The organism is Ruegeria sp. H8, from assembly GCF_056532905.1.
On sequence record NZ_JBQFNY010000003.1, the window covers coordinates 250,361 to 275,828 of the forward strand.

At 59.3% G+C, this 25,468-nt stretch carries 24 protein-coding genes; 4 read left to right on the forward strand and 20 right to left on the reverse strand.

The window, feature by feature from the left end:
• Positions 1-13: 13 nt before the first annotated feature.
• From ACR0A2_RS10755 to ACR0A2_RS10795, 9 genes are all read right to left on the reverse strand, one after another.
• On the reverse strand, positions 14-1,678 hold the full coding sequence (locus ACR0A2_RS10755) for an ABC transporter permease (protein WP_480834990.1): 1,665 nt from the start codon (positions 1,676-1,678) through the stop codon (positions 14-16).
• A 122-nt stretch (positions 1,679-1,800) separates the two neighbouring features.
• Positions 1,801-3,018, reverse strand: coding sequence for a phenylacetate--CoA ligase family protein (locus ACR0A2_RS10760; protein WP_171171637.1), 1,218 nt, complete (start codon positions 3,016-3,018; stop codon positions 1,801-1,803).
• 19 nt (positions 3,019-3,037) lie between these two features.
• Positions 3,038-3,871: an ABC transporter ATP-binding protein gene (locus ACR0A2_RS10765; RefSeq protein ID WP_152459549.1), complete on the reverse strand. Its 834-nt coding sequence runs from the start codon at positions 3,869-3,871 to the stop codon at positions 3,038-3,040.
• A gap of 108 nt (positions 3,872-3,979) precedes the next feature.
• A complete protein-coding gene (locus ACR0A2_RS10770; RefSeq protein WP_480446538.1) occupies positions 3,980-5,263 on the reverse strand; it encodes an ABC transporter substrate-binding protein in 1,284 nt (427 codons plus the stop codon).
• Between the two features lie 74 nt (positions 5,264-5,337).
• Entirely contained in the window at positions 5,338-6,414 is a 1,077-nt protein-coding gene (locus tag ACR0A2_RS10775; protein ID WP_152459551.1) for a branched-chain amino acid ABC transporter permease, read from the reverse strand.
• Between the two features lie 3 nt (positions 6,415-6,417).
• Complete coding sequence (locus ACR0A2_RS10780; protein WP_171230095.1) at positions 6,418-6,675, reverse strand: hypothetical protein; 258 nt, start codon at positions 6,673-6,675, stop codon at positions 6,418-6,420.
• Between the two features lie 3 nt (positions 6,676-6,678).
• Positions 6,679-7,665 carry a branched-chain amino acid ABC transporter permease gene (locus tag ACR0A2_RS10785; RefSeq protein WP_152459553.1) on the reverse strand — a complete coding sequence of 329 codons (987 nt, stop codon included), beginning with the start codon at positions 7,663-7,665 and terminating at the stop codon, positions 6,679-6,681.
• Between the two features lie 29 nt (positions 7,666-7,694).
• Complete coding sequence (locus ACR0A2_RS10790) at positions 7,695-8,513, reverse strand: ABC transporter ATP-binding protein (protein WP_171116793.1); 819 nt, start codon at positions 8,511-8,513, stop codon at positions 7,695-7,697.
• Between the two features lie 78 nt (positions 8,514-8,591).
• Positions 8,592-10,535: an AMP-binding protein gene (locus ACR0A2_RS10795; RefSeq protein ID WP_480835071.1), complete on the reverse strand. Its 1,944-nt coding sequence runs from the start codon at positions 10,533-10,535 to the stop codon at positions 8,592-8,594.
• A gap of 313 nt (positions 10,536-10,848) precedes the next feature.
• Between ACR0A2_RS10795 and ACR0A2_RS10800 the strand changes: the two genes are divergently transcribed.
• A complete protein-coding gene (locus ACR0A2_RS10800) occupies positions 10,849-11,277 on the forward strand; it encodes a GFA family protein (RefSeq protein WP_480834991.1) in 429 nt (142 codons plus the stop codon).
• Between the two features lie 24 nt (positions 11,278-11,301).
• On the opposite strand, the gene mutT is transcribed toward ACR0A2_RS10800, so the two are convergent.
• From mutT to ACR0A2_RS10815, 3 genes are read right to left on the reverse strand one after another with little or no spacing between them, the layout of a single operon-like run.
• Positions 11,302-11,700 carry an 8-oxo-dGTP diphosphatase MutT gene (mutT, locus tag ACR0A2_RS10805; protein WP_171171438.1) on the reverse strand — a complete coding sequence of 133 codons (399 nt, stop codon included), beginning with the start codon at positions 11,698-11,700 and terminating at the stop codon, positions 11,302-11,304.
• Positions 11,697-12,923, reverse strand: a complete 1,227-nt coding sequence (gene argJ / locus ACR0A2_RS10810; RefSeq protein ID WP_480834992.1) for a bifunctional glutamate N-acetyltransferase/amino-acid acetyltransferase ArgJ — start codon at positions 12,921-12,923, stop codon at positions 11,697-11,699. Before argJ ends, mutT begins: the two co-directional genes overlap by 4 nt.
• Positions 12,924-12,929: 6 nt before the next feature.
• Positions 12,930-13,778 (reverse strand): peptidylprolyl isomerase, encoded by an 849-nt coding sequence (locus tag ACR0A2_RS10815; RefSeq protein WP_480834993.1) that lies wholly within the window; start codon positions 13,776-13,778, stop codon positions 12,930-12,932.
• Positions 13,779-13,955: 177 nt separating this feature from the next.
• Between ACR0A2_RS10815 and secA the strand changes: the two genes are divergently transcribed.
• The 3 genes from secA to ACR0A2_RS10830 all read left to right on the forward strand — a co-directional run bounded on the left by secA (position 13,956) and on the right by ACR0A2_RS10830 (position 19,271).
• A complete protein-coding gene (secA, locus tag ACR0A2_RS10820; RefSeq protein WP_480834994.1) occupies positions 13,956-16,673 on the forward strand; it encodes a preprotein translocase subunit SecA in 2,718 nt (905 codons plus the stop codon).
• A gap of 99 nt (positions 16,674-16,772) precedes the next feature.
• The gene (locus ACR0A2_RS10825) at positions 16,773-17,690 is read left to right on the forward strand and encodes a hypothetical protein (protein WP_480834995.1); all 918 of its coding nucleotides are present in this window, start codon (positions 16,773-16,775) and stop codon (positions 17,688-17,690) included.
• 24 nt (positions 17,691-17,714) lie between these two features.
• Positions 17,715-19,271, forward strand: coding sequence for a phosphate ABC transporter substrate-binding/OmpA family protein (locus ACR0A2_RS10830; RefSeq protein WP_480834996.1), 1,557 nt, complete (start codon positions 17,715-17,717; stop codon positions 19,269-19,271).
• A 3-nt stretch (positions 19,272-19,274) separates the two neighbouring features.
• Here ACR0A2_RS10830 and radC read toward each other — a convergent pair whose 3' ends face one another.
• Genes radC through ACR0A2_RS10870 form a run of 8 tightly spaced genes read right to left on the reverse strand, consistent with a single transcriptional unit; the run spans position 19,275 to position 25,468 of the window.
• The gene (radC, locus tag ACR0A2_RS10835) at positions 19,275-20,030 is read right to left on the reverse strand and encodes a RadC family protein (RefSeq protein WP_480834997.1); all 756 of its coding nucleotides are present in this window, start codon (positions 20,028-20,030) and stop codon (positions 19,275-19,277) included.
• A gap of 35 nt (positions 20,031-20,065) precedes the next feature.
• Entirely contained in the window at positions 20,066-20,800 is a 735-nt protein-coding gene (locus ACR0A2_RS10840) for an ABC transporter permease (protein WP_480834998.1), read from the reverse strand.
• On the reverse strand, positions 20,797-21,525 hold the full coding sequence (locus ACR0A2_RS10845) for an ABC transporter ATP-binding protein (RefSeq protein ID WP_480620388.1): 729 nt from the start codon (positions 21,523-21,525) through the stop codon (positions 20,797-20,799). The genes ACR0A2_RS10840 and ACR0A2_RS10845 overlap by 4 nt, the downstream gene beginning before the upstream one ends.
• A complete protein-coding gene (tenA, locus tag ACR0A2_RS10850) occupies positions 21,522-22,196 on the reverse strand; it encodes a thiaminase II (RefSeq protein ID WP_480834999.1) in 675 nt (224 codons plus the stop codon). Before tenA ends, ACR0A2_RS10845 begins: the two co-directional genes overlap by 4 nt.
• Complete coding sequence (locus ACR0A2_RS10855) at positions 22,193-23,128, reverse strand: ABC transporter substrate-binding protein (protein WP_171116773.1); 936 nt, start codon at positions 23,126-23,128, stop codon at positions 22,193-22,195. The genes tenA and ACR0A2_RS10855 overlap by 4 nt, the downstream gene beginning before the upstream one ends.
• Before the next feature lie 20 nt (positions 23,129-23,148).
• A complete protein-coding gene (locus ACR0A2_RS10860; protein WP_480835000.1) occupies positions 23,149-24,114 on the reverse strand; it encodes a HesA/MoeB/ThiF family protein in 966 nt (321 codons plus the stop codon).
• Positions 24,111-24,707, reverse strand: a complete 597-nt coding sequence (locus tag ACR0A2_RS10865) for a thiamine phosphate synthase (protein ID WP_480835001.1) — start codon at positions 24,705-24,707, stop codon at positions 24,111-24,113. Before ACR0A2_RS10865 ends, ACR0A2_RS10860 begins: the two co-directional genes overlap by 4 nt.
• Positions 24,704-25,468, reverse strand: a complete 765-nt coding sequence (locus ACR0A2_RS10870; protein WP_480835002.1) for a thiazole synthase — start codon at positions 25,466-25,468, stop codon at positions 24,704-24,706. Before ACR0A2_RS10870 ends, ACR0A2_RS10865 begins: the two co-directional genes overlap by 4 nt.

Sequence of the window (25,468 nt, forward strand, 5' to 3'; positions counted from 1 at the left end):
TGCGACACAAGTGTTACCGTCGGCCGACCTGACGGCAGATCAGGATTACAGGCAACAGACCTACCGCCAGAATGACCAGCGAAGGCACGGCGGCGCCCTCCAGCCTCTCGTCCGAGGCCAGCCGATACGCCTGCACCGCCAATGTGTCGAAATTGAACGGTCGCATGATCAGCGTGGCGGGAAGCTCTTTCATCACGTCTACGAACACGATCAGCAGGGCCGTCAGCAGCGAGGGGGTCAGAATCGGCAGGTGAACCCGTCGCAATGTTCCCAACGGCGTCTGACCCAGCGAACGGGCTGCGGCGTCCATATTCGCATGTACAGTGCTTTGGCCCCCCTCATAGGCGCTGAGCGCGGCAGCCAGGAAGCGCACCATGTAGGCAGCGACCAGCAGCCAGATCGAACCTGTCACCAACAGCCCCGTGGATACGTCGAAGGTCTGTCGCATCCAGACGTCCAGCGCGTTGTCAAAACTCGCAAAGGGGACGATCAAACCAACCGCAATGACGCCACCGGGAACGGCATATCCCAAACGCGCCATATATGCGGTCGCAGACGAGGCGCGCCCGGGCCTCAGGCGTTGAAAGAACCCGACACTGATCGCCGCAAAGACGGTGATGACCGCCGCCGTACCAGCAAGTATCAACGAATTCTGGATGAAACCGATGTAACGCTGCGACAGCAGGTTCTGTTCGGAGTCCAGGCCCATCTCGACCAGAATGATGACAGGCAGCAAAAACCCGAAAAGAACGGGTATTGCACACAGCAGAAATGCCCCGCAGGCGCGCAGACCCGTCAGATTTGCCGCCGGTTGCGCCACATGCTGTTTCCCGGCCTGATAGTATTTTGCCTTGCCACGTTGGGTGCGCTCGGCCACGGCCATGATCAGGGCAAAGACCAGCAGGCACAGGGCCAGTTGTGCCGCTGCCGCACGATCGGCCATGGAAAACCAGCTTGTGTAGATCCCGGTGGCAAAGGTCTGTACGCCGAAATACGAGACGGTTCCGAAATCTGCGATGGTCTCCATGACGGCCAGCAGAACGCCGCCTGCAATGGCGGGTCGCGCCATCGGCAGTGACACGCGCCGAAAAGCCAGCCATGGATTGTTGCCCAGCGCCCGCGCCGCCAGAAACGCGGTCGCGCTTTGTTGCAGGAACGCAGCCCGCGCAAGCAGATAGACATAAGGGTAAAGCACCAGGATCAACATGACCGCCGCACCCTCGGTCGAGCGGATTTCCGGGAACCAATAGTCGCGCGGGCCCCACCCCGTTACATCACGCAGCGTGCTTTGAACGATGCCCGGGTGATCCAGAATGAAAGTGTAGGCATAGGCCAGAACATAAGCCGGAAAGGCCAGCGGAAGGACCAGTGCGATCTCTAGAAACCGCACGCCGGGAAAACGGGTCATCGTTACCAGCCAGGCCGCCCCGGTGCCGATGCTGAACGTGCCGGCCGCGACCAGGACCACAAGAATCAGGGTCGTCGCGATATAGCGAGGCAGCACCGTCTCCATCAGGTGCGAGATCGTGTCCGTTCCCCCGGTTACAGCCGCCAGGACCACGGCGATCATCGGCAAAAGGCATGCGGCAGCCACGACATAGGCGATCCCCGCCAGCAGTCGGGTACCGCGTACACCGCGATTGCGCGATCCGTTCTGTGAAAACTCGATTTCGGCCATGATCCCGGCTTGTGATTGGCAAAGGCGAAGGGTTCGCCTTTAATCGACCAAAAAGCTCGGAAACACCAGTGCATCGGTCAACAAATCTGCGGCACAAACTGCCGCAGATCTGAAAAACACCGCTATTCGTAGACGCGCTGATCCTCGATCACCACCCCGTCCTTGGGAAGGGATCCGGGTGCCACGACCTCGATCGCACCTTTCAGTTTCAACACTTCGGCCACTGACTTGGCGTATGCCGGGTCGTCACCGCGTGGGCTTTCGATCCGGACAGTCATCGTGTCCATCTCACCCTGGCGGGCTGCGATGACGCGGGCTTTGACAATTTCCTCATGCTTGTCGACCAGGGCCGCAACCTGCTCCGGGCGTACGAACATTCCCTTGATCTTGGTGGTCTGATCGGCGCGACCCATCCAGCCTTTGATCCGGGTGTTGGTCCGGCCACAGGGCGAGACACCCGGCATGACGGCAGAAAGATCCCCGGTCGCAAAGCGGATCAGCGGGTAGTCCGGGTTGAGAGAGGTCACGACAACTTCGCCCACCTCGCCCGGCTCTACCGGCGTTCCGGTTCCGGGCGTCACGATTTCGACGATCACGTGTTCGTCGATGATCATCCCTTCCATCGCGGCGCTTTCATAGGCGATGTTACCCAGATCCGCCGTCGCATAGCATTGCAGGCACGAAATACCGCGATCCGCATATTCCTGCCGCAGGGACGGGAACAGCGCGCCACCACCAACAGCGGCCTTGGAGAAATTCAGCGAAACGCCCATCTCGTCGGCCTTGTCCAGGATGACCTTTAGATAATCAGGAGTGCCCGCATAGGCGGTGCAGCCAACGTCACGCGCGGCTGTCACCTGCAGTTCGGTCTGCCCGGTTCCCGCCGGCAAAACGGCAGCACCAACTGCGCGGGCACCGTTTTCAAAGATCATGCCAGCCGGCGTCAGGTGATAGCCAAAGCAGTTCTGAACAATATCGCCAGCTGCAACACCAGCGGCATGCAGGAACCGGCCCATACGCCACCAGTCGTGATCGGTGCTGCCCGGTTCATAGATCGGCCCGGGGGACTGGAACACGTGATGAAAGTGGCGCGCAGGCTTCACGGTGAAACCACCAAAAGGGGGGCGCTCCGCCTGCGCGCGGATCAGGTCCGACTTGCGCAGCACCGGCAGCATCGGCAAATCATCTGCCGAAATCACCTTGTTAGTGTCTGAATCAGAAAAATGTGCAGCAAACCCGGGTGCAGATGCAGCACGCTTGATCTGCTCTACCAGAGCTGCAGCCTGATCCGAAGCGCGTTCGTCCGCCGAGCGTGTTTCGAGTGCGTCGAAATAGGTCATCGCGATATCCTCCATCCGCTCACAGCCACCTCTTGCGGCGACGATAGGACCGCACATCGCGAAAACTCTTGCGGCCTTCGTCAGACATGCCGAGGTAGAATTCTTTGACATCCGGATTCTCGCGCAGTTCTGCGGCCGGGCCATCCATCACAACGCGCCCGGATTCCAAAATGTATCCGTAATGCGCGAACCGAAGGGCAACATTTGTGTTCTGCTCGGCCAACAGGAAGGAAACGCCCTCTTTCTCGTTGAGATCCTTCACGATACCGAAAATTTCTTCGACCAACTGCGGCGCCAGTCCCATCGAAGGTTCGTCCAGCAGGATTGTCTCGGGGCGCGACATCAGTGCCCGGCCCATGGCGACCATCTGCTGTTCACCACCCGACGTATAGCCTGCCTGCGAGCGGCGGCGCTCTTTCAGGCGGGGAAAGTAATTATAGACCAGCTCCAGATCCTGCTGGATCGCTGCGCTGCCGTCCTTGCGGGTATACGCGCCCGTCAGCAGGTTTTCTTCAACCGTCAGGTGTTCGAAACAGTGACGGCCTTCCATCACCTGAATCACACCTTTTTCCACCAATACGGCGGGGTCGCTTTCGTGTACGTTCTGGCCACGATATTTGATCGTGCCTTTCGTGACCTCGCCGCGTTCTGAATGCAGCAGGTTAGACACTGCCTTGAGCGTGGTCGTCTTGCCCGCGCCATTGCCCCCCAGCAAGGCCGTAATACCGCCCTTGGGCACAGTCAGGCTTACGCCCTTCAGCACGAGGATCACGTGGTTGTAGATCACCTCGATATTGTTGACCTCAAGCAGGGTTTCCGCCTGCACGTCAGTGGTTTGTGCCGCATCAAGCATCAGCGCGTGTCCTCATGCCTGTCCCCTTCGGGACTGTTCGTGAGGAGCGGCGGCAAACCGCCGCTCCGGTTGTCTGCACCGCCCCGGGATTCCGAGGCGATCAGTTTGTCATTCACACCGCGGAGAGATGTTGTTTTCAGCCGCATAAGCGCCCGAGTCTTCTTCGATCAGCGCACTGATTACCTCGACATCGGTCGGTTTGAAATCCTGAACCGGGTTCCAGGTTCCTGCTGCCGCATCCCACTGAACGACGCCCACAAGGCCGGGGCCACCATGGTTTTCACAGCTTACCGTGAATTCGGGTCCAAAACCTGCCATGCCCAGACCTTCCATCTTGGCATTGGTGATCTCCAGCGCTTCCATTCCGTCACGCATCATCGATGCGTCGATATCGGCGGTTCCGTGCATCTCCTGCGCGGTCTTCACGGCTTCGGCTGCCAGCATCGCGGCATAGAGACCGCGGTTGTACTGAACCGTTCCCAGCTGATCACCTGCGCCGGCGGCTTTGCCCGCATCCACAACGTATTTCTTCAGATCGTCGTAGACCGGATAGTCCATACCCAGGCCGGTGAAGGTCAACGCTTTGTAGCCATTGGCTTTTTCACCTGCCGGCTCAACGTCGAATTCCGCGCCCGACCACCAGACGCCGATGAAATTTTCCATCGGGAAGCGGATGTTGGCGGCTTCCTGAACCGCAACCTGGTTCATGACGCCCCAGCCCCACATGATGACATAGTCAGGCTTTTCACGGCGGATCTGCAACCACTGCGACTTTTGCTCCTGACCGGGATGGTCAACGGGCAGCAGGGTCAGTTCATAGCCATGCTTTTCGGACAGGGTTTCAAGTGTGCGGATCGGTTCTTTGCCGTAGGCAGAGTTGTGATAGACCAGCGCAATCTTCTTGCCGCTCAGATCTCCGCCATTTTCATCCAGCAGATAGTTGATCGCGCCGGATGCACCGTTCCAATAGTTGGCCGGATAGTTGAACACATGGCTGAACACCTTGCCGTTGGCGGCCGAGGTCCGGCCATAGCCCATCGTGTGCAGCGGGATGCCGTCTGCCGTTACTTTCGGGATCAGCTGATAGGTGATGCCGGTCGACAGAGGCTGATAGACCAGGGCGCCTTCACCCTTGGTCGATTCATAGCATTCCACACCTTTTTCGGTGTTATAGCCGGTTTCGCACTCGATAACCTTGGCCGGAACGCCACCGATACCGCCATCGCGTTCGTTCAGCAGGGTGAAATAGTCCGCATAGCCATCCGCGAACGGAATGCCGCCCGCTGCGTATGGGCCAGTCCGGTAGCTGAGCGATGGGAACACCAGGTCGGCCATGACCGGACCTGCGGCCATCACGGCGCCCAGCGCCAGGGTTGCCAGTTTCTTGTTCATCGGGTGTGTCCTCCCTTGATTGATCCGATGTTGAGTTTCGGGCTTCGCACCCGTCTTTTCCTTGGGCCTGCCCCTTAGTGCGGGAACGGCCAGAGTCTGAGTTTCTCTTTCGCCACGCGCCATAGCTGTGCCAGCCCGTGTGGTTCTAGGATCAGGAACATGATGATCAGCGCACCCACGATCACCAAGTTAAGATGCGCGACGATGTCAGTGGGCCAGCCCAGCAAATCAACGCCAACAAGTTTCAGAACCACCGGCAGTAAAACCAGGAAAGCGGCCCCGGCAAAGGATCCGAAAATAGACCCTAATCCGCCGATAATGACCATGAACAAAACCAGGAACGATTTCTGGATTCCGAACACCTCGCCGACCTCGACCGCGCCCAGATAGACCGCGAAAAACAGCGCGCCCGCGATGCCCACGAAGAACGAGCTTACGGCAAACGCGGTCAGTTTCGCCTTGAGCGGGTTCACCCCGATGATCTCGGCGGCGATGTCCATGTCGCGGATCGCCATCCATGTCCGCCCTGTCGTACCGCGTGTCAGGTTGCGCGCAACGATGGCGCAGGCGGTCAGGAAAATCAGACAGAACAGATAGGTGGCCCAGGCCGATGCATTCGGACCGGTGATGATGATGCCGAACACATCGCGTTCCGGCGCGTTGATCTGCCCCGAAGCCGAGTAGTTGTAGAACCACGGCACCCGGTTGAACAGCCAGACCAGAAAGAACTGCGCCGCCAGCGTCGCCACCGCAAGATAAAACCCCTTGATCCGCAAGGATGGCAAGCCGAACAGCACGCCCACGATGGCAGTGATGCCACCGGCCAGGATCACGTGGATGAACATCGACACGTCTGGAAAGGCGGTCATCAGCTTGTAGCAGGCATAGGCCCCAACGGCCATGAACCCCCCGGTACCCAGGCTGACCTGCCCGCAATACCCCACAAGAATGTTCAGCCCAATGGCCGCGATCGCATAGATCAGGAAGGGCAGCAGAAGTGCATTGGCCCAATAGTCGTTGATGATGAACGGAATGATCCCGAAGGCCACCGCCAGCACCACATAGTACCGATACCGATCGAACTTGATCGGGAAAGTCTGGCTGTCATCCACGTAGGAGGTTTTGAAATCTCCGGCCTCACGATAGAACATGTCTTACTTTCCCCATTGTTCCTGCGCCCGATTCCGGGCTGCGGCGTCCAATTGATTGGACCCTTTGGCATATCCGCTCGCCTCTGAGGCGCGCACCAGCTTCAAGTAGGCCAGAACCCCCATGATCAGCCCTGCAAAGGCCAGGATCGCTGCAATCGTCAGTTGGCCTTCGGTCAGATCGTCTGATGTGAGAGCGATGTAGCCAAAGGCCCAGAACCCCGCCCATGCGATCACGTTGATGATGGCGATCAGCTTGGTCATGCCCTACACCCTCTCGATGATCTTTTCTCCGAACAGGCCCTGCGGCCTGAACACAAGGAAGATCAGCGCCAGCACATAGGCAAACCAGTTCTCGGTTGCGCCACCGACCATCGGTCCGATTGCGAATTCGAACAGCTTTTCACCCACGCCGATGATCAGACCGCCGACAATGGCACCGGGGATCGAGGTGAACCCGCCCAGCATCAGCACCGGCAGCGCCTTGAGTGCGATCAGCGACAGTGAAAACTGGACCCCCGATTTGGTGCCCCACATGATGCCCGCGACCAGAGCAACGAACCCGGCCACCGACCAGACCATGACCCAGATGAAGTTCAGCGATATGCCCACCGACAGCGCCGCCTGATGGTCATCCGCCACCGCGCGCATGGCCCGGCCCTGCTTGGTGTACTGGCTGAACGCCACCAATGCGGCCACCAACAGCGCCGCAATTATCGTTGCCACGATGTCCAGATTGTCGATGAAGAAGCCGTAGTCGAAGATGTTATAAGTGGTCTCGTCAATCCACAGATTGATGCCCTGCGGCAGACCCACATCCAGCGTCTTGATTTCAGACCCCCACATCAGGTCGGCCACGCCTTCAAGGAAGTACGCCAGACCAATGGTCGCCATGAACAGAATGATCGGTTCCTGCCCCACTAGATGGCGCATGACAAATCGCTGCACCGCCCAGGCCAGCAATACCATCACACCCATCGTCAGAATGATCGCGAACAGCGCTGGCACATTCCACCCGAAATAATGGATATGGGTGCCGAAAGTCGCGTTGATCAGATGGGCAAACGGCACCTGCCCATTCATGATCCCGACCAGAGTCATCGCCGCGAACAGGGCCATAACCCCTTGGGCATAGTTAAAAATACCGGACGCCTTGTAGATCAGCACAAAGCCCAGCGCGACCAGCGCATAAAGCACCCCGGCCATCAGACCGTTGAGGATGACCTCCATTGCGAAGATAAGTTGTTCAGGCATGCCAGCCCCTCCCCAATTCTGCCCAGAGCTTAATCATGGCTGACCCCCAGATAGGCGTCGATGACTTCCTGGTTGTTGCGCACTTCGTCGGGTGTGCCGTCGCCGATCTTCTTGCCGTAATCCATCACGACCACCCGGTCGCTCAGATCCATCACCACGCCCATATCGTGCTCGATCAGAGCAATCGTGGTGCCGAACTCATCATTCACGTCGAGGATAAAGCGGCTCATGTCCTCTTTCTCTTCGACATTCATCCCGGCCATGGGTTCATCCAGCAGCAGCAGCTTGGGCTCCGCCGCCAGCGCTCGCGCCAGTTCGACACGTTTCTTCAACCCGTATGGCAGACGTGACACGGGCGTCTTGCGGATGTGCTGGATTTCAAGAAAGTCGATGATCTTCTCGACCGCCTCGCGGTTTTGCACCTCTTCCGCTTCGGCCTTGCCGCGCCAGATCGCCTGCTGGAGGATGTTGGTCTTCATGAAGTTCAGACGACCCGTCATCACGTTGTCCAGAACGCTCATACCCTCGAACAGGGCGATGTTCTGGAACGTCCGCGCGATTCCCTGCTGGGCGACTTCAAAAGGCCGCATCGGCGGGCGTCTGGACCCATGGAACCAGACCTCGCCTTCCTGCGGAACATAGAAGCCCGAGATCACGTTCAGCATCGAGGATTTCCCGGCGCCGTTCGGCCCGATGATGGCGCGGATCTCGCCCTCGCGGATATCGAACGAGATATCCTTGATCGCCACCACACCGCCAAAGCGCAGGGTGATGTTCTTCATTTCCATCACCACACCGCCGATCTTGCGACCGTCTTCGGTGACATATCCTTCGGAATTATCCAGCATCGGTCACTCCCTGACTTGCGCGAAAACGGGACGGCGGGCGGGGCGATGACCGCAGGTCAAGCGGCGCTCGTGCGGTCCTCATTCTGCGGCAACCTTGTGTTGGGCGACGGGAACAACCGGCGCATCGACAATTTCCAGCGTCGCCGAAATCGATCCCTTGCGACCATCCTCATAGGTCACCTCGGTCGTGGTCGAAACCGTCTTGGACCCGTCATAAAGCGCGGCAATGATGTCGCTGAACTTGTCCTCGACAAACCCGCGCCGCACCTTGCGGGTCCGGGTCATCTCGCCATCATCGGCATCCAGTTCCTTGTGCAGCACCACAAAGCGGTGCACCTGACAGCCCGACAGCATCTCGTCAGCGGCGACCGACTTGTTCACCTCTTCCACATGGGCCTTGATCGTCTCTAACACACGCGGATGCCCCGCCAGTTCCTGATACGAGGCATAGGCCACGTTGTTGCGTTCGGCCCAGTTGCCGACCGCGGTCAGATCGATATTGATGAAGGCAACGCAGCGATCCTTGCCATTGCCGAACAGCACCGCCTCCAGAATATCGGGATAGAACTTCAGCTTGTTCTCGACATATTTCGGCGCGAACATCGACCCGTCGGCCATCTTGCCCACGTCCTTGGCGCGGTCGATGATCCGCAGATGACCCGAGCTTTCCTCGATGAACCCCGCGTCGCCCGTGGCCACCCAGCCCTCAGCGTCCTTGGTCGATGCGGTCGAGTCCGGGTTCTTGAAATATTCGACGAAAACGCCAGGCGAGCGGTAGTGTATCTCGCCCTTGTCGTCGATCCTGATCTCGACATCGGGGGCCGGGACGCCAACGGTGTCGGCGCGCACCTCGCCGTCGGGCTGGACGGTGATGAACACGGTCGCCTCGGTCTGGCCGTACAACTGTTTCAGGTTGATGCCTAAAGAGCGATAGAAATCAAAGATCTCCGGCCCGATCGCCTCACCCGCCGTATAGCCCACCCGAAAGCGCCCATATCCCAGCGTGTCTTTGAGCGGCCCGTAAACCAACAGATTGCCCAGCGCATATTTCGCCTTGTCACCCAAGCTCACCGGCTTGCCATCCAGCAACCGACCGCCGACCTTCTTGGCATGCGCCATGAAGTAGTGGAACATGCGCTGCTTGAGCTTGCTGGCATCCTCCATTCGGATCATCACATTGGTCAGCTGGGTCTCGAAGACCCGCGGCGGCGCGAAGAAATAGGTCGGCCCGATCTCGCGCAGGTCAGTCATCATCGTGTCGGCGCTTTCGGGGCAGTTCACGCAGAACCCGCACCAGTAGGCCTGACCGATGGAAAAGATGAAATCCCCGACCCAAGCCATCGGCAGATAGGACAGGATGTCTTCGTTGCGGGTCAGGTGGTCGAATTCGGCTGAGTTCTTTGCACTTTCGATCACGTTGCGGTTTGACAGCACCACGCCCTTGGGCTTGCCCGTGGTACCCGAGGTATAAAGCATCACGCAGGTGTCGTCATAGGTGATCTCGCCGATGCGCCTGTCCAGTTCGGCGTCGAAACGCGCATGACCGGCGCTGCCCTCGGCCTTGATGTCGTCAAGGGCATTCATCTGGCTGTGGTCGTATTTCCGCATACCGCGCTTGTCGGTATAGAGGATGTGTTTGACCTGATGCAGGTTTTCCTGAATCTCGATGACCTTGTCGACCTGCTCCTGATCGCCGCAGACGACATATTTCGCTCCGCAATGCTCCAGCACATAGGCCATCTCTTCGGCAACCGCGTCTTGATAGAGAGGGACCGGAATGGCACCGACCATCTGCGCCGCAACCATTGACCAGTAATGTGCCGGACGGTTGCGCCCGATTACGGCGATGTGGTCACCTTTTTCAACGCCAAGTTCAAGAAATCCAAGCGCCAGCGCGCGGATTTCGGCGGCCGTTTCCGCCCAGGTCCAGCATTGCCAGATCCCGAATTCCTTTTCGCGGTAAGCCGGGGCATCCCCGAACTGCGTCGCATTGCGATGTAGCAGCGCCGGAAGGGAGTGCATCCCTTCGGCGCCCGACTGCGTCTGAGCCAATTCTATCTCTCCTCCCCATCCGGCCCCGGGTCGGGCCGGAACGGCGTCGCCGGGTCAGACCGGAACGCTGTTGCCCCGATTAAGGACAAGGAGGACGATCAGCGTCAACTTTTTCGTGATGTTTTCTCAATTCTTACGAATTGTAACAATGGAGGGGTGATCGTCTGATCCTGTTTCAAACCGCATATTCTAGTCGTGTTTTGTACTTTAACTGTCCGCTTTCAAACAGTCTTGGGCCAATGGGCGTGCCAATACAAATTGGCAAATGAACAAGGAGCTTGACATGACAACGCGAGGCAATTGCCTGTGCAAAAATACGAAATGGGAGTTTATCGGGGATGTGACATGGGCGTGCTACTGCCATTGCGATGATTGCCGTCGAAACTGTGCCGCACCCATAGTTGCATGGTTGGGTGTTCCACTTCGGAACTTCAAATGGACTGCCCAAGCACCCAAAACACTGGAAAGCTCAAAATGTGTATTTCGGCATTTCTGCCGCGATTGTGGTTCTCCAGTTGGTTTTGAAGCAGACCATTACCCTGGTGGGATGCATTTATATGCCGCTTCAATGGAACACCCAGAGGACTTTGTTCCGACCTTCCACGTCAACTACCAAAGCAAACTTCCATGGCTGCGTATCGAAGACGATCTGACGAAGTACGAGGGCACACTCCTTCACGCCCCAGAGGATTTGAGTGCTTATGACGAATAGGCCGATTCAGGGTCTAATTGACGCCTAGAGCCAATCCCGTAAAATCGGAATCAGCGGCACATCGGCAGCCGGCATCGGATAGTTCCGCAAGTCATTCGCGCGCACCCATTTCAGCGCCTGACCCTCTTTCGACTGCGGGATGCCGTCCCATTTGCGGCAGGCAAACAGGGGCATCAGCAGGTGGAAATCATCATAGCTGTGGCTGGCAAAGGTCAGCGGTGCAAGACACGAGGCCCAGGTGTCGATGCCCAGTTCCTCGTGCAACTCGCGGATCAGGGCGGCCTCGGGGGTTTCGCCCGGCTCGATCTTGCCGCCGGGGAATTCCCACAGTCCGGCCATGGATTTGCCTTCGGGGCGTTGGGCCAGCAGCACGCGGCCCTCGATGTCGATCAGGGCGACAGCAGAGACTAACACGGTTTTCACGAGCGATAATCCGCGTTGATCTCGATATAGCCGTGGGTCAGATCACAGGTCCAGACGGTGGATTTCCCCTCGCCCAGCGCCAGATCGACCGCAATCACGAGGTCCTGACCTTTCATGTATTCGGCGGCGTCCTCTTCGCGGTAGTTGGGGCTGACCCAGCCGTTCTCGGCCACAAGAATATCACCGAAGGAAATGCTGAGCTTGTCGCGATCCGCCGCCGCGCCCGACTTGCCGATGGCCATGACGATACGGCCCCAGTTCGGATCCTCACCGGCAATGGCGGTTTTTACCAGAGGGGAGTTGGCGATGGCCAGACCGTGGATCTTGGCGTCAGCGTCCGAGGCGGCTCCGGTCACGCGGATTTCCACGAATTTGGTGGCGCCTTCCCCGTCACGCACCACTTGTTGCGCCAGATCCAGCATCACGCCTTCCAGCGCCTCGGCAAATGCAGCGTTGGTGGTGGCATCGACGCCCGAGGCCCCGGTGGCGCACAAAAGCAGCGTATCCGAGGTCGAGGTGTCGCTGTCCACAGTGATGCAGTTGAAGGTGCGATCTGTGTGGGCGCTCAGCATTTCCTGCAACGCCGATTGCTCAACCTGTGCGTCGGTGAAGATATAGACCAGCATCGTCGCCATGTCTGGTGCGATCATTCCGGAACCCTTCGCAATCCCTGCAATAGAGACTGTTTTGCCACCGATTTCGACCTGTGCGCTCGCCCCTTTCGGGAACGTGTCCGTCGTCATGATCGCCCGCGCGGCGTTTTCGATGGCATGGCGGCTGAGGCCGGATTTCAACGCCTTAAGCTGCGATATGATGCGATCATGTGGCAGCGGTTCACCGATGACACCGGTGGACGAGGTAAAGACCCGTTCGACCGGGACACCGGTCGATTTGGAAACGACCTGCGTCACCTCGGCAACCGATGTCTGGCCATAATGCCCGGTAAAGGCGTTGGCGTTGCCCGAGTTCACAAGGATCGCCGCAGGTCCATCGCTGGGGCCGCCGATTTTCTCCTGACAATCCAGAACCGGTGCCGAGCGGGTGGCCGAGCGTGTAAAGACACCCGCCACCGACGTGCCCGGATCAAGAACAGCCAGCATGACATCCGTGCGACCCTTATAGCGCACACCCGCTTCGACGGTGGCAAAACGCACACCGTCAATCGCAGGCAGTTCAGGGAAAGACGCCGGTGCCAGCGGCGAAACCTTCGTGATCGTGGCCACTGGTCTTTACTCCTGAATCAGGTCCAGCTGGCGCATGATCTCGGGGCCTGCGCCTTCCAGCGCAGGGCGTTCGATCTGTGCCTGCTGCGTCAACTCGTCGATCCGCGCCTGAATGGCATCTTGCTGGATCGTTTGGGCCAGCTCATCGCGCACCGCGTCCAGTTCGGGGGCTTCGGTTTTGCGCTTGTCGTTCAACTTGACCAGATGCCAGCCAAACTGAGTTTGCACCGGTTCCGACACCTGACCTTTTTCCAGCGCGATCACTGCTGCCTCGAACTCAGGCACCATCTGGCCTTTTCCGAACCATCCCAGCGCGCCACCATTCGGGCCGGACGGACCGGTCGAGTTCTCGCGGGCAAGTTCCGCAAAGTCGGCGCCATCATCAAGCTGTGCCTTGAGCGCTTTGGCTTCTTCTTCCGATTCCACCAGAATATGGCTGGCGTCGAATTCGTCTTCACCCGCAAAATCATTGAAACGCGCATCGTAAGCGGCCTGAATGGCTTCCTCTGTGACGAGATCGTTGGTCAGGGCTGCGACCGTCTGAACCGCCTGAAGCGACCGCTTTTCATTGTCGAGTGTCAGCGCGTTTTGCTTGTTCAAGCCATCCTGTTGCTGTCCCAGCAATTGTTGCTGGATCAGCTGTTCCAGAACGAAATCGAACAGCACGTCGTCTTCCGCCTGCTGATATTGCGGTGGCAGAGAAGCAACGGTGGCGATCACGTGACCCAATGTGATCTTATCCCCGTTTACCCGAGCGACAACGGTCGACGCATCCGGCTGGGTTTCGGCGGCCAGCGGCAGGGCCATCACGGCGGCCAGGGCCAGCGATGGCAGAAAAGTGAGACCTTTGGGCATTGAATCATCCTATTTTCTTGCCGCGACAGGGCGCGGCGTTGACACTCTGGAACCTGCCGCTTACATCGCTTTGAAGCCTTGGACAGGGCCGCCTTTCACCCCCCCGTATCTATGGGTTGCGCGCAAGGTGGGCAAGCCTGTCGCAACCACGAAAAGAACAGATCCTCTGGAGTGAACATGCTGGGACTCGGAACGCTCGCCAAAAAGGTGTTCGGAACACCGAACGACCGCAAGATCAAGGCGACCCGCCCTCTGGTCGAAAAGATCAATGCGCTGGAGCCAGAGTTTGAAAAGCTTTCAGATCAAGGTCTGATCGACAAGACCGAAGACCTGCGCAAGCGGGCACTGGATGGCGAAAGCCTGGACGACCTGCTGCCCGAGGCCTTTGCCAACGTACGCGAAGGCGCCAAGCGCGCACTTGGCCTGCGGGCCTTTGACGTGCAGCTGATGGGCGGCATTTTCCTGCATCAGGGCAACATCTCGGAAATGAAGACGGGCGAAGGCAAGACTCTGGTCGCCACCTTCCCGGCCTATTTGAACGCACTGACCGGTAAGGGCGTGCATGTCGTCACGGTGAACGAATACCTGGCCAAACGTGACGCGGAATGGATGGGCAAGGTGTTTGCGGCCGTAGGCATGACCACTGGTGTGATCTGGTCCGGCCAGCCCGACGCGGAAAAACTGGCCGCGTATTCCTGTGACATCACGTATGCCACCAACAATGAGCTGGGCTTCGACTATCTGCGCGACAACATGAAGGCGGATCTGGAGCAGGTTTACCAGAAGCATCACAACTTTGCGATTGTGGACGAGGTCGACTCGATCCTGATCGATGAAGCGCGGACGCCGCTGATCATCTCGGGTCCTGCGCAGGACCGGTCGGATCTGTACACCGCCATTGATGCCCTGATCCCGACGCTGAGCGATGATCATTACACCCTGGACGAAAAATCGCGCAATGTGACCTTTACCGATGAAGGCAACGAATTTCTTGAGGCACAGCTGCTTCAGGCCGGCCTGATTCCCGAAGGCCATTCCCTGTATGATCCGGAAAGCACCACCGTCGTGCATCACGTCAACCAGGCGCTGCGTGCACACAAGCTGTTCCAGCGCGACAAGGATTACATCGTGCGCGACGGCAACGTCGTTCTGATCGATGAATTCACCGGCCGCATGATGCCGGGGCGTCGCCTGTCCGAAGGTCTGCATCAGGCGATCGAAGCCAAGGAAAAGGTTCAGATCCAGCCGGAAAACGTCACATTGGCAAGCGTGACATTCCAGAACTATTTCCGCCTGTACGACAAACTGAGCGGCATGACCGGCACCGCGTTGACCGAAGCCGAAGAATTTGCCGAGATCTACGGTCTGGGCGTGGTCGAAGTTCCGACCAACCTGCCGATTGCCCGTATCGACGAAGATGATCAGGTCTATCGTACGGCCGCCGAAAAATACAATGCGATGATCGCCGAGACGAAAAAGGCGCAGGAAAAGGGCCAGCCGGTTCTGCTGGGGACCACGTCGATCGAAAAATCCGAACTGCTCAGCCAGATGCTGACGAAGGAAGGTATCAAGCACAACGTTCTGAACGCTCGCCAGCACGAACAAGAGGCTCAGATCGTTGCTGATGCCGGTCGTCTGGGTGCGGTAACCATCGCCACCAACATGGCCGGTCGCGGCACCGACATTCAGCTTGGCGGCAATGTCGAGATGAAGGTGCTGAAAGCGATTGCCGAGAATCCAGACGCGGATCCGTCCGAGCTGCGGGCCGCCGAAGAAGCACGCCACGCCGAAGAAAAAGAAAAGGTTCTGGCTGCTGGCGGCCTTTACGTCATGGCCTCGGAACGCCACGAAAGCCGCCGGATCGACAACCAGCTGCGCGGTCGTTCCGGCCGTCAGGGCGACCCGGGCCGAACGGTATTTTACCTGAGCCTCGAGGATGACCTGATGCGCATCTTCGGCTCGGAACGGCTGGACAAGGTATTGACCACGCTGGGCATGAAAGAAGGCGAGGCGATCATTCACCCTTGGGTGAACAAGTCGCTGGAACGCGCGCAGTCCAAGGTCGAAGGCCGCAACTTTGACATGCGCAAGAACGTTCTGAAGTTCGACGACGTGATGAACGACCAGCGGAAGGTGATCTTCAGCCAGCGCCGCGAAATCATGTCTGCGAACGACCTGTCCGAGATCGTCTCGGATATGCGCGAACAGGTGATTGACGACCTGATTGACGAATACATGCCGCCGAAATCCTATGCTGATCAGTGGGATACCGAGGGCCTGTACGAGGCGATAAAGGACAAGCTGAACATGGACGTCCCGGTTCAGGACTGGGCCGCCGAAGAAGGCGTGGATGACGAGCAGGTGCGCGAACGTCTGATCAAGGCCGCGGATGAGATGATGGCCCAGAAGGCCGTCGCCTTTGGCCCTGAAAACATGCGCAACATCGAAAAACAGGTTCTGCTTCAGACCATCGACAGCAAATGGCGCGAGCATCTGCTGACCCTGGAACATCTGCGCTCGGTCGTGGGTTTCCGCGGTTATGCCCAGCGCGATCCTCTGAACGAATACAAGAACGAAAGCTTCCAGCTGTTCGAAAGCATGCTGGATTCCCTGCGCGAAACCGTGACACAGCAATTGTCACGCGTACGTCCGCTGACGGAAGAAGAACAGAAAGAAATGCTGGCGCAGATGGCAGGGCAGCAGGCTCAGGCGCAGGAGGCCGTGGACAAGGCCGCGAAACAGGCCGAAGCCAAGGCCGAGGCTGCGGCCTCGGATGATGCGCTTCCGGGGTTCGACGAAAGCGACCCATCGACCTGGGGCAACCCGTCGCGAAATGATCCGTGCCCGTGTGGCTCGGGCAAGAAGTTCAAACACTGCCATGGCCGACTGACCTAACGTCACCCGCCGAATCCACAATGTGTTCGTCTCGCGGCCACAAATTGGCCGCGATTCGTGGCGAATGTGCGATTTGCTCCTTCAACTGGGGAGGGTGTCTTGTTTGTAGTTCGAAACTACGTGACCATGTGCGGCACGGTCGCTTGTGCTTTGGGCATAGGCTACCTGATGCAAAACGGACCAACCGCGCAGCCGGCGAACGCGGGGGATAGTGTTGATGTTGCCTCGGCATCTCAGCAATCCTCGGTTCTGTCGGGGTTGGATGATATCGTACTGACTTCGGCTTCGGCGTCTGACGCAGATTCCGGGGCGACAGCGCCCGAACCTCGCGCAGTTCCGTCAGCCCCGAAAACGACGGATTGCAACATCAGCGCGCGCGCCGTCGCCGTCCCCGGCGCCATGGCACAGCTGTCGCTGCGGGCACCCTGCCACCGAAACGAACGCGTTGATATTCATCACAGCGGCCTGACGGTCAGCCAGAACACTGACGATTCCGGTGCCTTGAACTTGACCATCCCGGCACTGTCGGAATACGCGATTTTCCTGATTTCGTTCGAAGATGAAACGGGTACGGTCGCCACCACTCACGTGACCGACATTGCCGAATATGACCGCGTCGTCCTGCAATGGCAGGGTGAAACCGAGTTGCAGATTCACGCGCTGGAATTCGGGGCAAGCTATGGCAGCAGCGGCCACGTGTGGGATGATTCCTCGGCAAATGGCGCAGGAGACGTTCTGCGCCTGGGCCAGACGGGTCTGGGTCGTGCCAAGAATATCGAAGTATATTCCTTTCCGACGGGCGCGTCGGATCGGTCCGGCAGCATCGACCTGACGGTCGAAGCCGAAGTGACCGAATCCAACTGCGGGCAAATGCTGAATGTGCAGGCGCTGGAACTTCTGTCAGATAGCCGCCTGCGGTCGCGCGACATGTCCCTGACCCTGCCGGATTGTTCACAGGCCGGTGAGTTTCTGGTGTTGAATAATCTGCTCTCAGACCTGACAATTGCGGCAAAGTAATCCGCAGGCAGGCTCGACTCTCTTATGACTTTCTTTCGTGCGGCTGTGACCGCACTGTTAACCGTTGCAGGTGCGACCTGTGCAGTGGCGCAGGACATCACGCTGACGTCTCATGACGGCAAGGTCGAAGTAACAGGCAACCTGCTGGGCTTTGACGGCGAATTCTACCGCGTCGATACGCAGTTCGGTGAGTTGACCGTTGATGGTTCGGGCGTCACCTGCGACGGACCTGCGTGCCCCAGCCTGACGGATTTCGTGGCCGAGTTGCGGTTTTCCGGATCGTCTGTCATGGCCGAAACGGTCCTGCCCGCCCTGATCATCGGGTTTGCGCGGCAGGAAGGCTTGACCGCAACGCCTGCCCGCGTGGATGCGGACACCTTCGTCTATGAGCTTTTTCAGTCAGGCCGTGACGCCCCGTTGGCGCGGTTCTACTTTGACGTTGGGACCACGGATCGCGGCTTCGCCAAGTTGATCGGGGATCAGACAGATATCGTGATGGCCCTGCGCGAAGTACGCGAGGCAGAGCGGGATGCAGCCGATGCCGCGGGGCTGGGTGATTTGAAACGGGCCCGGCGATCCAGGGTTGTTGCATTGGACGCCATGGTTCCTGTGGTGGCACCCGACAGTGTGATGCGTCAGATTTCGCTGGCCGATTTGGCGCGCATTCTGTCAGGTGAATTGAAGAACTGGGTGGACCTGGGCGGGCCGGATGCTCCGATCGCGTTGCATGTGCCGGACCCGGGATCGGGGCTGGCGCAGGCTGTCGAGGATCAGGTATTGAAGACCGCTGGCGTGGAACTGACCGATACCGCAATCCGTCATATTCGAACGAGCGATCTGACCAAGGCCGTGGCCAAGGACCCGTTTTCCATCGGAATCGCCAGCAAGGCGACGGCCGGCGATGCCCGAGCCCTGCCATTGACCGGAGGGTGTGGGCATCCGCTGGCCGCCACCCGTCAATCGATCAAGACCGAAGATTATCCGCTGAATCTGCCGATGTTCCTGTATCTGCCCGAACGCCGCCTGCCGCGGATCGCACGGCAGTTTCTGGCCTTTAGCCTAAGCCCCGAAGCCCAGATGGCCATTCGTGACGCAGGTTACGTGGATCAATCGCCCGAAACCTTGCCGGTTGGCGTACAGGGCGACCGGCTTGCCAACGCCATCGCCACCGGAGGGCCCGAGGTTGGGCTGGACGAGCTTCAGCGCATGATCGAAACCCTGCGCCCGCTGTCGCGCCTGTCCCTGTCGGTTCGGTTCGAGCCCGGATCATCCCGCCCGGATGCGCAGTCACGTTCCAATATTCAGCAACTGGCACATATGCTTGACGCCGGCACATTGAAGGCGCGCAAGCTGGTGTTCGCCGGTTTCAGCGACGGGGATGGCGGGGCCGCTGCCAACGCCCGCATTGCCCTGCGACGTGCACAGACTGTACGAAACGCGGTTCTGGCCGCGGCCGAGACATCGATATCAGACAGTATCGAGGTGGTCGCGGAAGGGTTTGGCGAAGCAATGCCGATGGCCTGTGACGACACCGAATGGGGCCGCAAGGTCAACCGCCGGGTTGAAATCTGGGTGCAGTGAAGCTCACAGATACCCTTCGGACCGAAAGCTCAACTCGGTCGATTTTCCAATGATCAGGTGGTCGTGCAGGGTCAGGCCCAGGGCCGAACAGGCATCCTGAATACGGTTGGTCATGTCGATATCCGACTGCGAAGGCGTCGGATCGCCCGACGGGTGGTTGTGCACCAGAATCAGGGCCGAGGCGTTCAGTTCCAGCGCTCGTTTGGCGACCTCGCGCGGGTAAACCGGCACGTGATCCACGGTGCCTTTGGCCTGTTCCTCATCCGCGATCATTACGTTCTTGCGATCCAGATAGAACACGCGAAACTGTTCGATCTCACGATGCGCCATGGTGGTGTGGCAATAATCCAGCAGCGCATCCCAGCCCGAGATCACATGCCGCTGCATCACCCGGGCGCGGGCCATCCTGTGGGCGCAGGCCTCAAGAATTTTCAGGTCGGTAACCACGGTATCGCCAACGCCCTTGATCTGGCGCAGCCGTTCCTCGGGCGCGGTCAGGAAGCGATTGAAATCACCAAAAGTATCCATCAGCGCCCGCGCCAGTGGCTTCACATCCTGCCGGGGAATGGACCGGAACAGGACCAGTTCAAGCAGTTCATAATCCGGCATCGCCGCCGATCCGCCGGTCATGAACCGTTCGCGCAGCCGCTTGCGGTGGTCTTTTATGTAGGAGGGTAGCCGACCAGAGGGCAGCGGCTGCGCCGGGGCTTCGTCCGTATCAAACAGCATCGGGGCTTCGGCAAAGGCGTCCTGTGTCATGAGCGCACCCTGACTCAGAATCGGTTTCTGATTGGTTAACGCACCTCACCCGCCATGCGTGCCGTGGCCCGGCGGACAATCATGTGCAGAAGGATCGAGAATACGCCCAGGGTCAGCATCGCGGCAAACATGAGATCGGTCTTGGCACGTCCATTGGCCAGCAGCATCAGATAACCCAGCCCCTGCGACGAGCCGACCCATTCGCCGATCACCGCTCCGATCGGGGCATAGACCGCCGCCAGCCGCATCCCCGACGCCAGCGACGGCAGAGCGGCCGGAATACGGATATGCCACAATACGGCGCGCTTGCTGGCCTGCATCGTTCGGGCCAGATCCAGATACCCCGACGGGGTGCGCATGAGCCCGTCAAAAAAGGATGAGGTGATCGGGAAATAGATGATCAACACCGCCATGGCGACCTTGGACCACAGCCCATAGCCCAGCCAAAGCGTCAGCAACGGCGCCAATGCGAATACCGGCAGAGCCTGCGTGAACACGAGCATCGGCTGCACCAGCACCCGCGCCGCCCGCGAATTCGCCAGTTGCAGCGCAGTAACGACACCCAGCAGCGTTCCGCATGCCAGACCGATCACCACTTCGATCGTGGTGATCCAGGTATGCTCGGCGATCACCCAGCGGTTCTGCCACCAAGTCTCGGCCACGACGGCGGGTCCGGGCAGGATGAACTTCGGCAATCCGGTCAGGGTCACGATGCCCTGCCAGATCAGCAAGGCAAACAAAGTTGCGGCCAATGCAGAAAGATACTTCATGCCGCGCCCTCGCGGAGAAGACGCAGCAAGGCACCCTGGGTTTCCAATGTCTCCAGATCATCCACGCGGCGCGGGGCCGGGGCCCGGGGCGGTTCGCACTGCGTCAATCCGTGTTCGGTCATCACTACGATGGATTGCCCCAGACGCGCGGCCTCTGCGGGATCATGGGTCACAAGAAGGACGGTGCGGCCCTGCAATGCTTCGGCGGCCAGATCCTGCATGTCAGCGCGGGTGCGGGCATCAAGGGCCGAAAAGGGCTCGTCCAGCAAAACAATGGGGCGATCTTCCATCAGTGTCCGGGCCAGGGCGACACGCTGACGTTGCCCGCCGGACAATGCGTTGGGCTTCTTGTTCATGTGATCCTGCAACCGCATACGCTTGATCAGGCGGTCGCGTCGATCAAGATCAACGGTTTCCCCGCGCAGACGCGCACCCAGCGAGACATTCTGCGCGACGGTTGCCCAAGGCAGAAGAAGATCATCCTGCGCCATGTATGCGACACGCTCAGCCACAGGCAAGCCATCACTGGCCGTGATCCGCCCGGCGAAGACAGCCCCGGTCTCGAGCCCCGCAATCAACCTCAGAACCGTGGTTTTTCCCACGCCCGAACCGCCCAGCAGGCATGTCCACGCCCCGGCCCCAAGGGTCAGGGACAACGGCGCAAACAGGGTCGCGCCGTCGATCGTGGCAGTGCCGCTGATGGTCAGTTCGGGCGCAGGTGTCATGGCGTCAAACCCATCTGCCAGAAGTCGACTTCAAGCTCTGTCGCCTTGCGGAAGGTCTGGCACAGTCGATCCCAGCGTGGCGAACCCTGAAAATCAGCCCCAATACGTCTTGTTAGAGCCTGATCCAGCAACTCGCCAACCGCCACACATGCGCCTTGGTAATCTTCGCCGGCATAAGTGTCGATCCAGCCGCGATATGTCTCGGACGTTGCCTCGGCGGACAGGCGCGTACCGATCTCACCATACCCCATGACGCAAGGAACCAGCGCCGCCAGCAGGTCCAGAAGATCGCCGCTGTAGCCTGCTTCCAGGACAAACCGGGTATAGGCCAGATTCTCGTGCCGCTCTGGCGTGGCAAACAACTCTGCCTGCGAGATACCTTCTGCCGCGCAGATACCGATATGCAGTTTCATCTCTTCGCTGATCAAACCGTTCACGGTTCGCGATGCGGCAAGCATTTCTTCATGCGTTTCCGATTTCACCACGGCCAGCGCCCAGGCACGTGAGAAGTGGATCAGAAACACATAATCCTGCCGCAGATAGTGCAGAAACGCCTCGCGTGGCAGCGTTCCGCCTTTCATGCCCTCTACGAAGGCGTGGCGGGTATAATCCCGCCACGGCTCCGCCGCAGCATCGCGCATCAGCGCAAAGGCTTTGCCATAGTTGCTCATTGCGCGGTCACGTCGATGGTGATGTCACTGACCGGAAGGACGCTGTCGATCATCCCGCTTTCGTTCAGGAAGGTTTCGAACCGGGCATAACGACCGGCATCAAAACCTGCCGGGCGCAGCGCAAAGCGCGGCAGTGTATCGACCCAGGCGCGGGCATTCAGCTCGTCCTGAAGTTCGGGCGAGGTCGCCGCAAAGATTTCCCAGCTTTTTTCCGGGTTGTTGACGATATATTGGGTCGCTTTTTCAGTCGCGGCGAGGAACCGGGCGATCTTGTCCTTGTCCATCGTTTCCGGATTGGCGACATAGATCAGTTCATCATAAGACGGAACGCCCTCTTCCTCGATATAGAAGCAGGTGCCGGGACGGCCTTCGATATCCATCTGGTTCAGTTCGAAGTTGCGATATGCGCCAATCACCGCATCCACCTGACCGGTCATCAGCGACGGCGAGAGGGAAAAGTTGACATTGATCAGCTCAACATCGCCCAGCGCAACATCGTATTTGCCCAGAACGGTGCCAAGGATGGCTTCTTCGACCCCTGCGACCGAAAAGCCGATTTTTTTACCCTTGAGGTCCGCAGGCGACTTGATCGGCCCGTCTTCCAGCACCAGAAGACAGTTCAGCGGCGTCGCAACCAATGTGCCGACACGCTTCAGCGGCAGGCCCTCGTGAATCTGCAAGTGCAATTGCGGCTGGTAAGACACCGCCAGATCGGCTTGGCCGGCAGCCACCAAACGGGGCGGGGCGGACGGGTCGGCGGGCGGGACGATCTCGACCTCAAGCCCTTGTTCGGCAAAATAGCCGTTTTCCTGCGCCACGATGATGGGACCATGGTCAGGGTTGATGAACCAGTCCAGCAGAACGGTCATTTTGTCTTCGGCCCATGCCGGCCCGGCGGCCAGAAGGGCGATGGCTGTCATCAGCTTTTTCATGTCTCGCGTTTCCCTTTTCTTCACGAGGTTGAGGCCGCGACGAGGACAATCTCGCCCGGCCAATCTGGTTGAATCTGTTCGGCGGCACGCCATGCCCGCAAACCGGTGGCACAGCAAAGAGCCAGCCTTTTTCCCCTGTTAGGGTCTATTTCCTGCAAATTATCCGACGAAATGCGCGTCGCGTTCGAATGGATGGGAACAGGGGCTTCCTGCGAACTGCGCAGCTCGATGATCTGATCCGTGTCCTTCAGCTGGCTTGCGGACAGAAAGCGAAAGCAGTTGCCGGGCTCGGGTGCGTCATCAAAGCGAAACCCGGTGCTGCGCAGGGTTCTTGCATCATATTGAACCAACTGCCCAAGGGGCGAGGGATCAAGTCCAAGGATCAAGCTGAGCGCCATCTGCGCCTGCATCGCCCCGATCACGCCAACCACGGGGCCCAAAACCCCCGCAGTGGCGCAGCTGGCACCACTGTCCGGTGCATCGGGAAATACAGCGCGCAGCGATGGGCCCCCGCCGCCGAACCCGCCCACATAACCCGAAAGCCCCAGCACCGAGGCGCTGATCAAAGGCTTGCCCTGCGCCAGACACGTGTCCGACAGGATGTAGCTGGCTGCGTAGCTGTCGGCACAATCCAGAATGATATCGGCTTGCGACACCGAGCCAGGCGCATTTTCGCTGGTCAGAGCCTGATTCAGACCGATGACATCGGTTTCATCATTCAGCGCGCGGCAACGGGCGGCGGCGGTTTCCGCCTTGGAGTGCCCGCAATCGGCCTCGGAAAAAAACGTTTGACGGTGCAGGTTCGACAGATCGACGGTATCCCCGTCCATGACCGTGATCCGCCCCACCCCGGCCCCTGTCAAAAGCGGCAGAACCGGTGCAGCCAGACCGCCCGCACCGACGACCAGAACATGGGCCGCTGACAGGCGTGCCTGCCCCTGTGCCCCGACTTCGGGCAAAAGCGTCTGGCGGGCATATCGGCTCATCGTGTGACCTCGATCCACGCGCGCACCCGTGCTTCGGGGTCGGGGTTCAGTGTGATATCCGTGACCGCCGAGACGATGTCCGCCCCGGCCTTCAGCACACCGGCTGCGCGCTCGACACTCATGCCGCCAATACCGACCAAGGGAGTATCACCAACCCGCGCCTTCCATTCCGTTACGCGGGGCAGGCCCTGCTGATGCCATTTCATCTTTTTCAGAATGGTGGGGTAGACCGGGCCCAATGCCACGTAATCGGGATCCATGGCCAGCACACGCTCAAGCTCATCATCGTCATGGGTGGAAACGCCCAGTTTCAGACCCGCTTTTCGGATGGCTTTCAGGTCGGCATCGTCCAGATCTTCCTGCCCCAGATGGATCCAGTCGCAGCCCAGATCGATCGCGTGTTGCCAATAGTCATTGATCACCAGAACCGCCGCGTGATCGCGGCACAATTCGCGTGAGACGGCAATCTGGTCGCGCACCGCATCGTCTGGCTGATCCTTGATGCGCAGCTGCACCAGCTTGACACCCAGAGGCAACATCCGCCGCAGCCAGTCCGAGTGATCAAAGATCGGATAGAAACGGTCCAGCGTCATGACAGGAAGGCCTTTCCAACAACAGGGGTAGAGGGTTCCGCCATATCGCGCGGCTCGATCGGGTCGGCCTGATGGGCCAATTGCCCGGCAAGAGTTGCCTGCGCCATCGCCTTGGCCATCAGAACCGGATCTCCGGCACGGGCCACAGCTGTGTTGAGCAGAACCGCGTCAAAGCCCAGCTCCATCGCGCGGGCCGCGTGGCTGGGCAAGCCGATACCGGCGTCCACCACCAGGGGAATGTCAGGAAATTCGGCCCGCATCGCACGCAGAGCGTATTCGTTGTTCAGCCCGCGCCCTGACCCGATCGGTGCGCCCCAGGGCATGAGCACCTCGCATCCCGCTTCCAACAGGCGTTCTCCCACGATCAGGTCATCGGTGGTGTAGGGAAACACCTCGAACCCGTCCTCGGTCAGAATGCGGGCGGCTTCTACCAGTTGGAAAACGTCCGGTTGCAGACTGTCCGTATGTCCGATGAGTTCCAGCTTGATCCATCGAGTCTCGAACACTTCGCATGCCATATGGGCGGTCGTCACGGCCTCTTTCACCGTATGGCAACCGGCCGTATTGGGCAGAATGCGTACACCCAGGTCGCGGATCATGTTCCAAAAGGTCTGGCCCGCACCCGCTTCACGCCGCAAGGATACAGTGGCAACGCCTGCACCGCTTTCGCGAAACGCCTGTTCCAGAATGGCCGGGCTTGGATATTGCGCCGTGCCCAGCATCAGCGGGTTGGGCAGTTCAGTGCCGTAAAACGTCTTCAT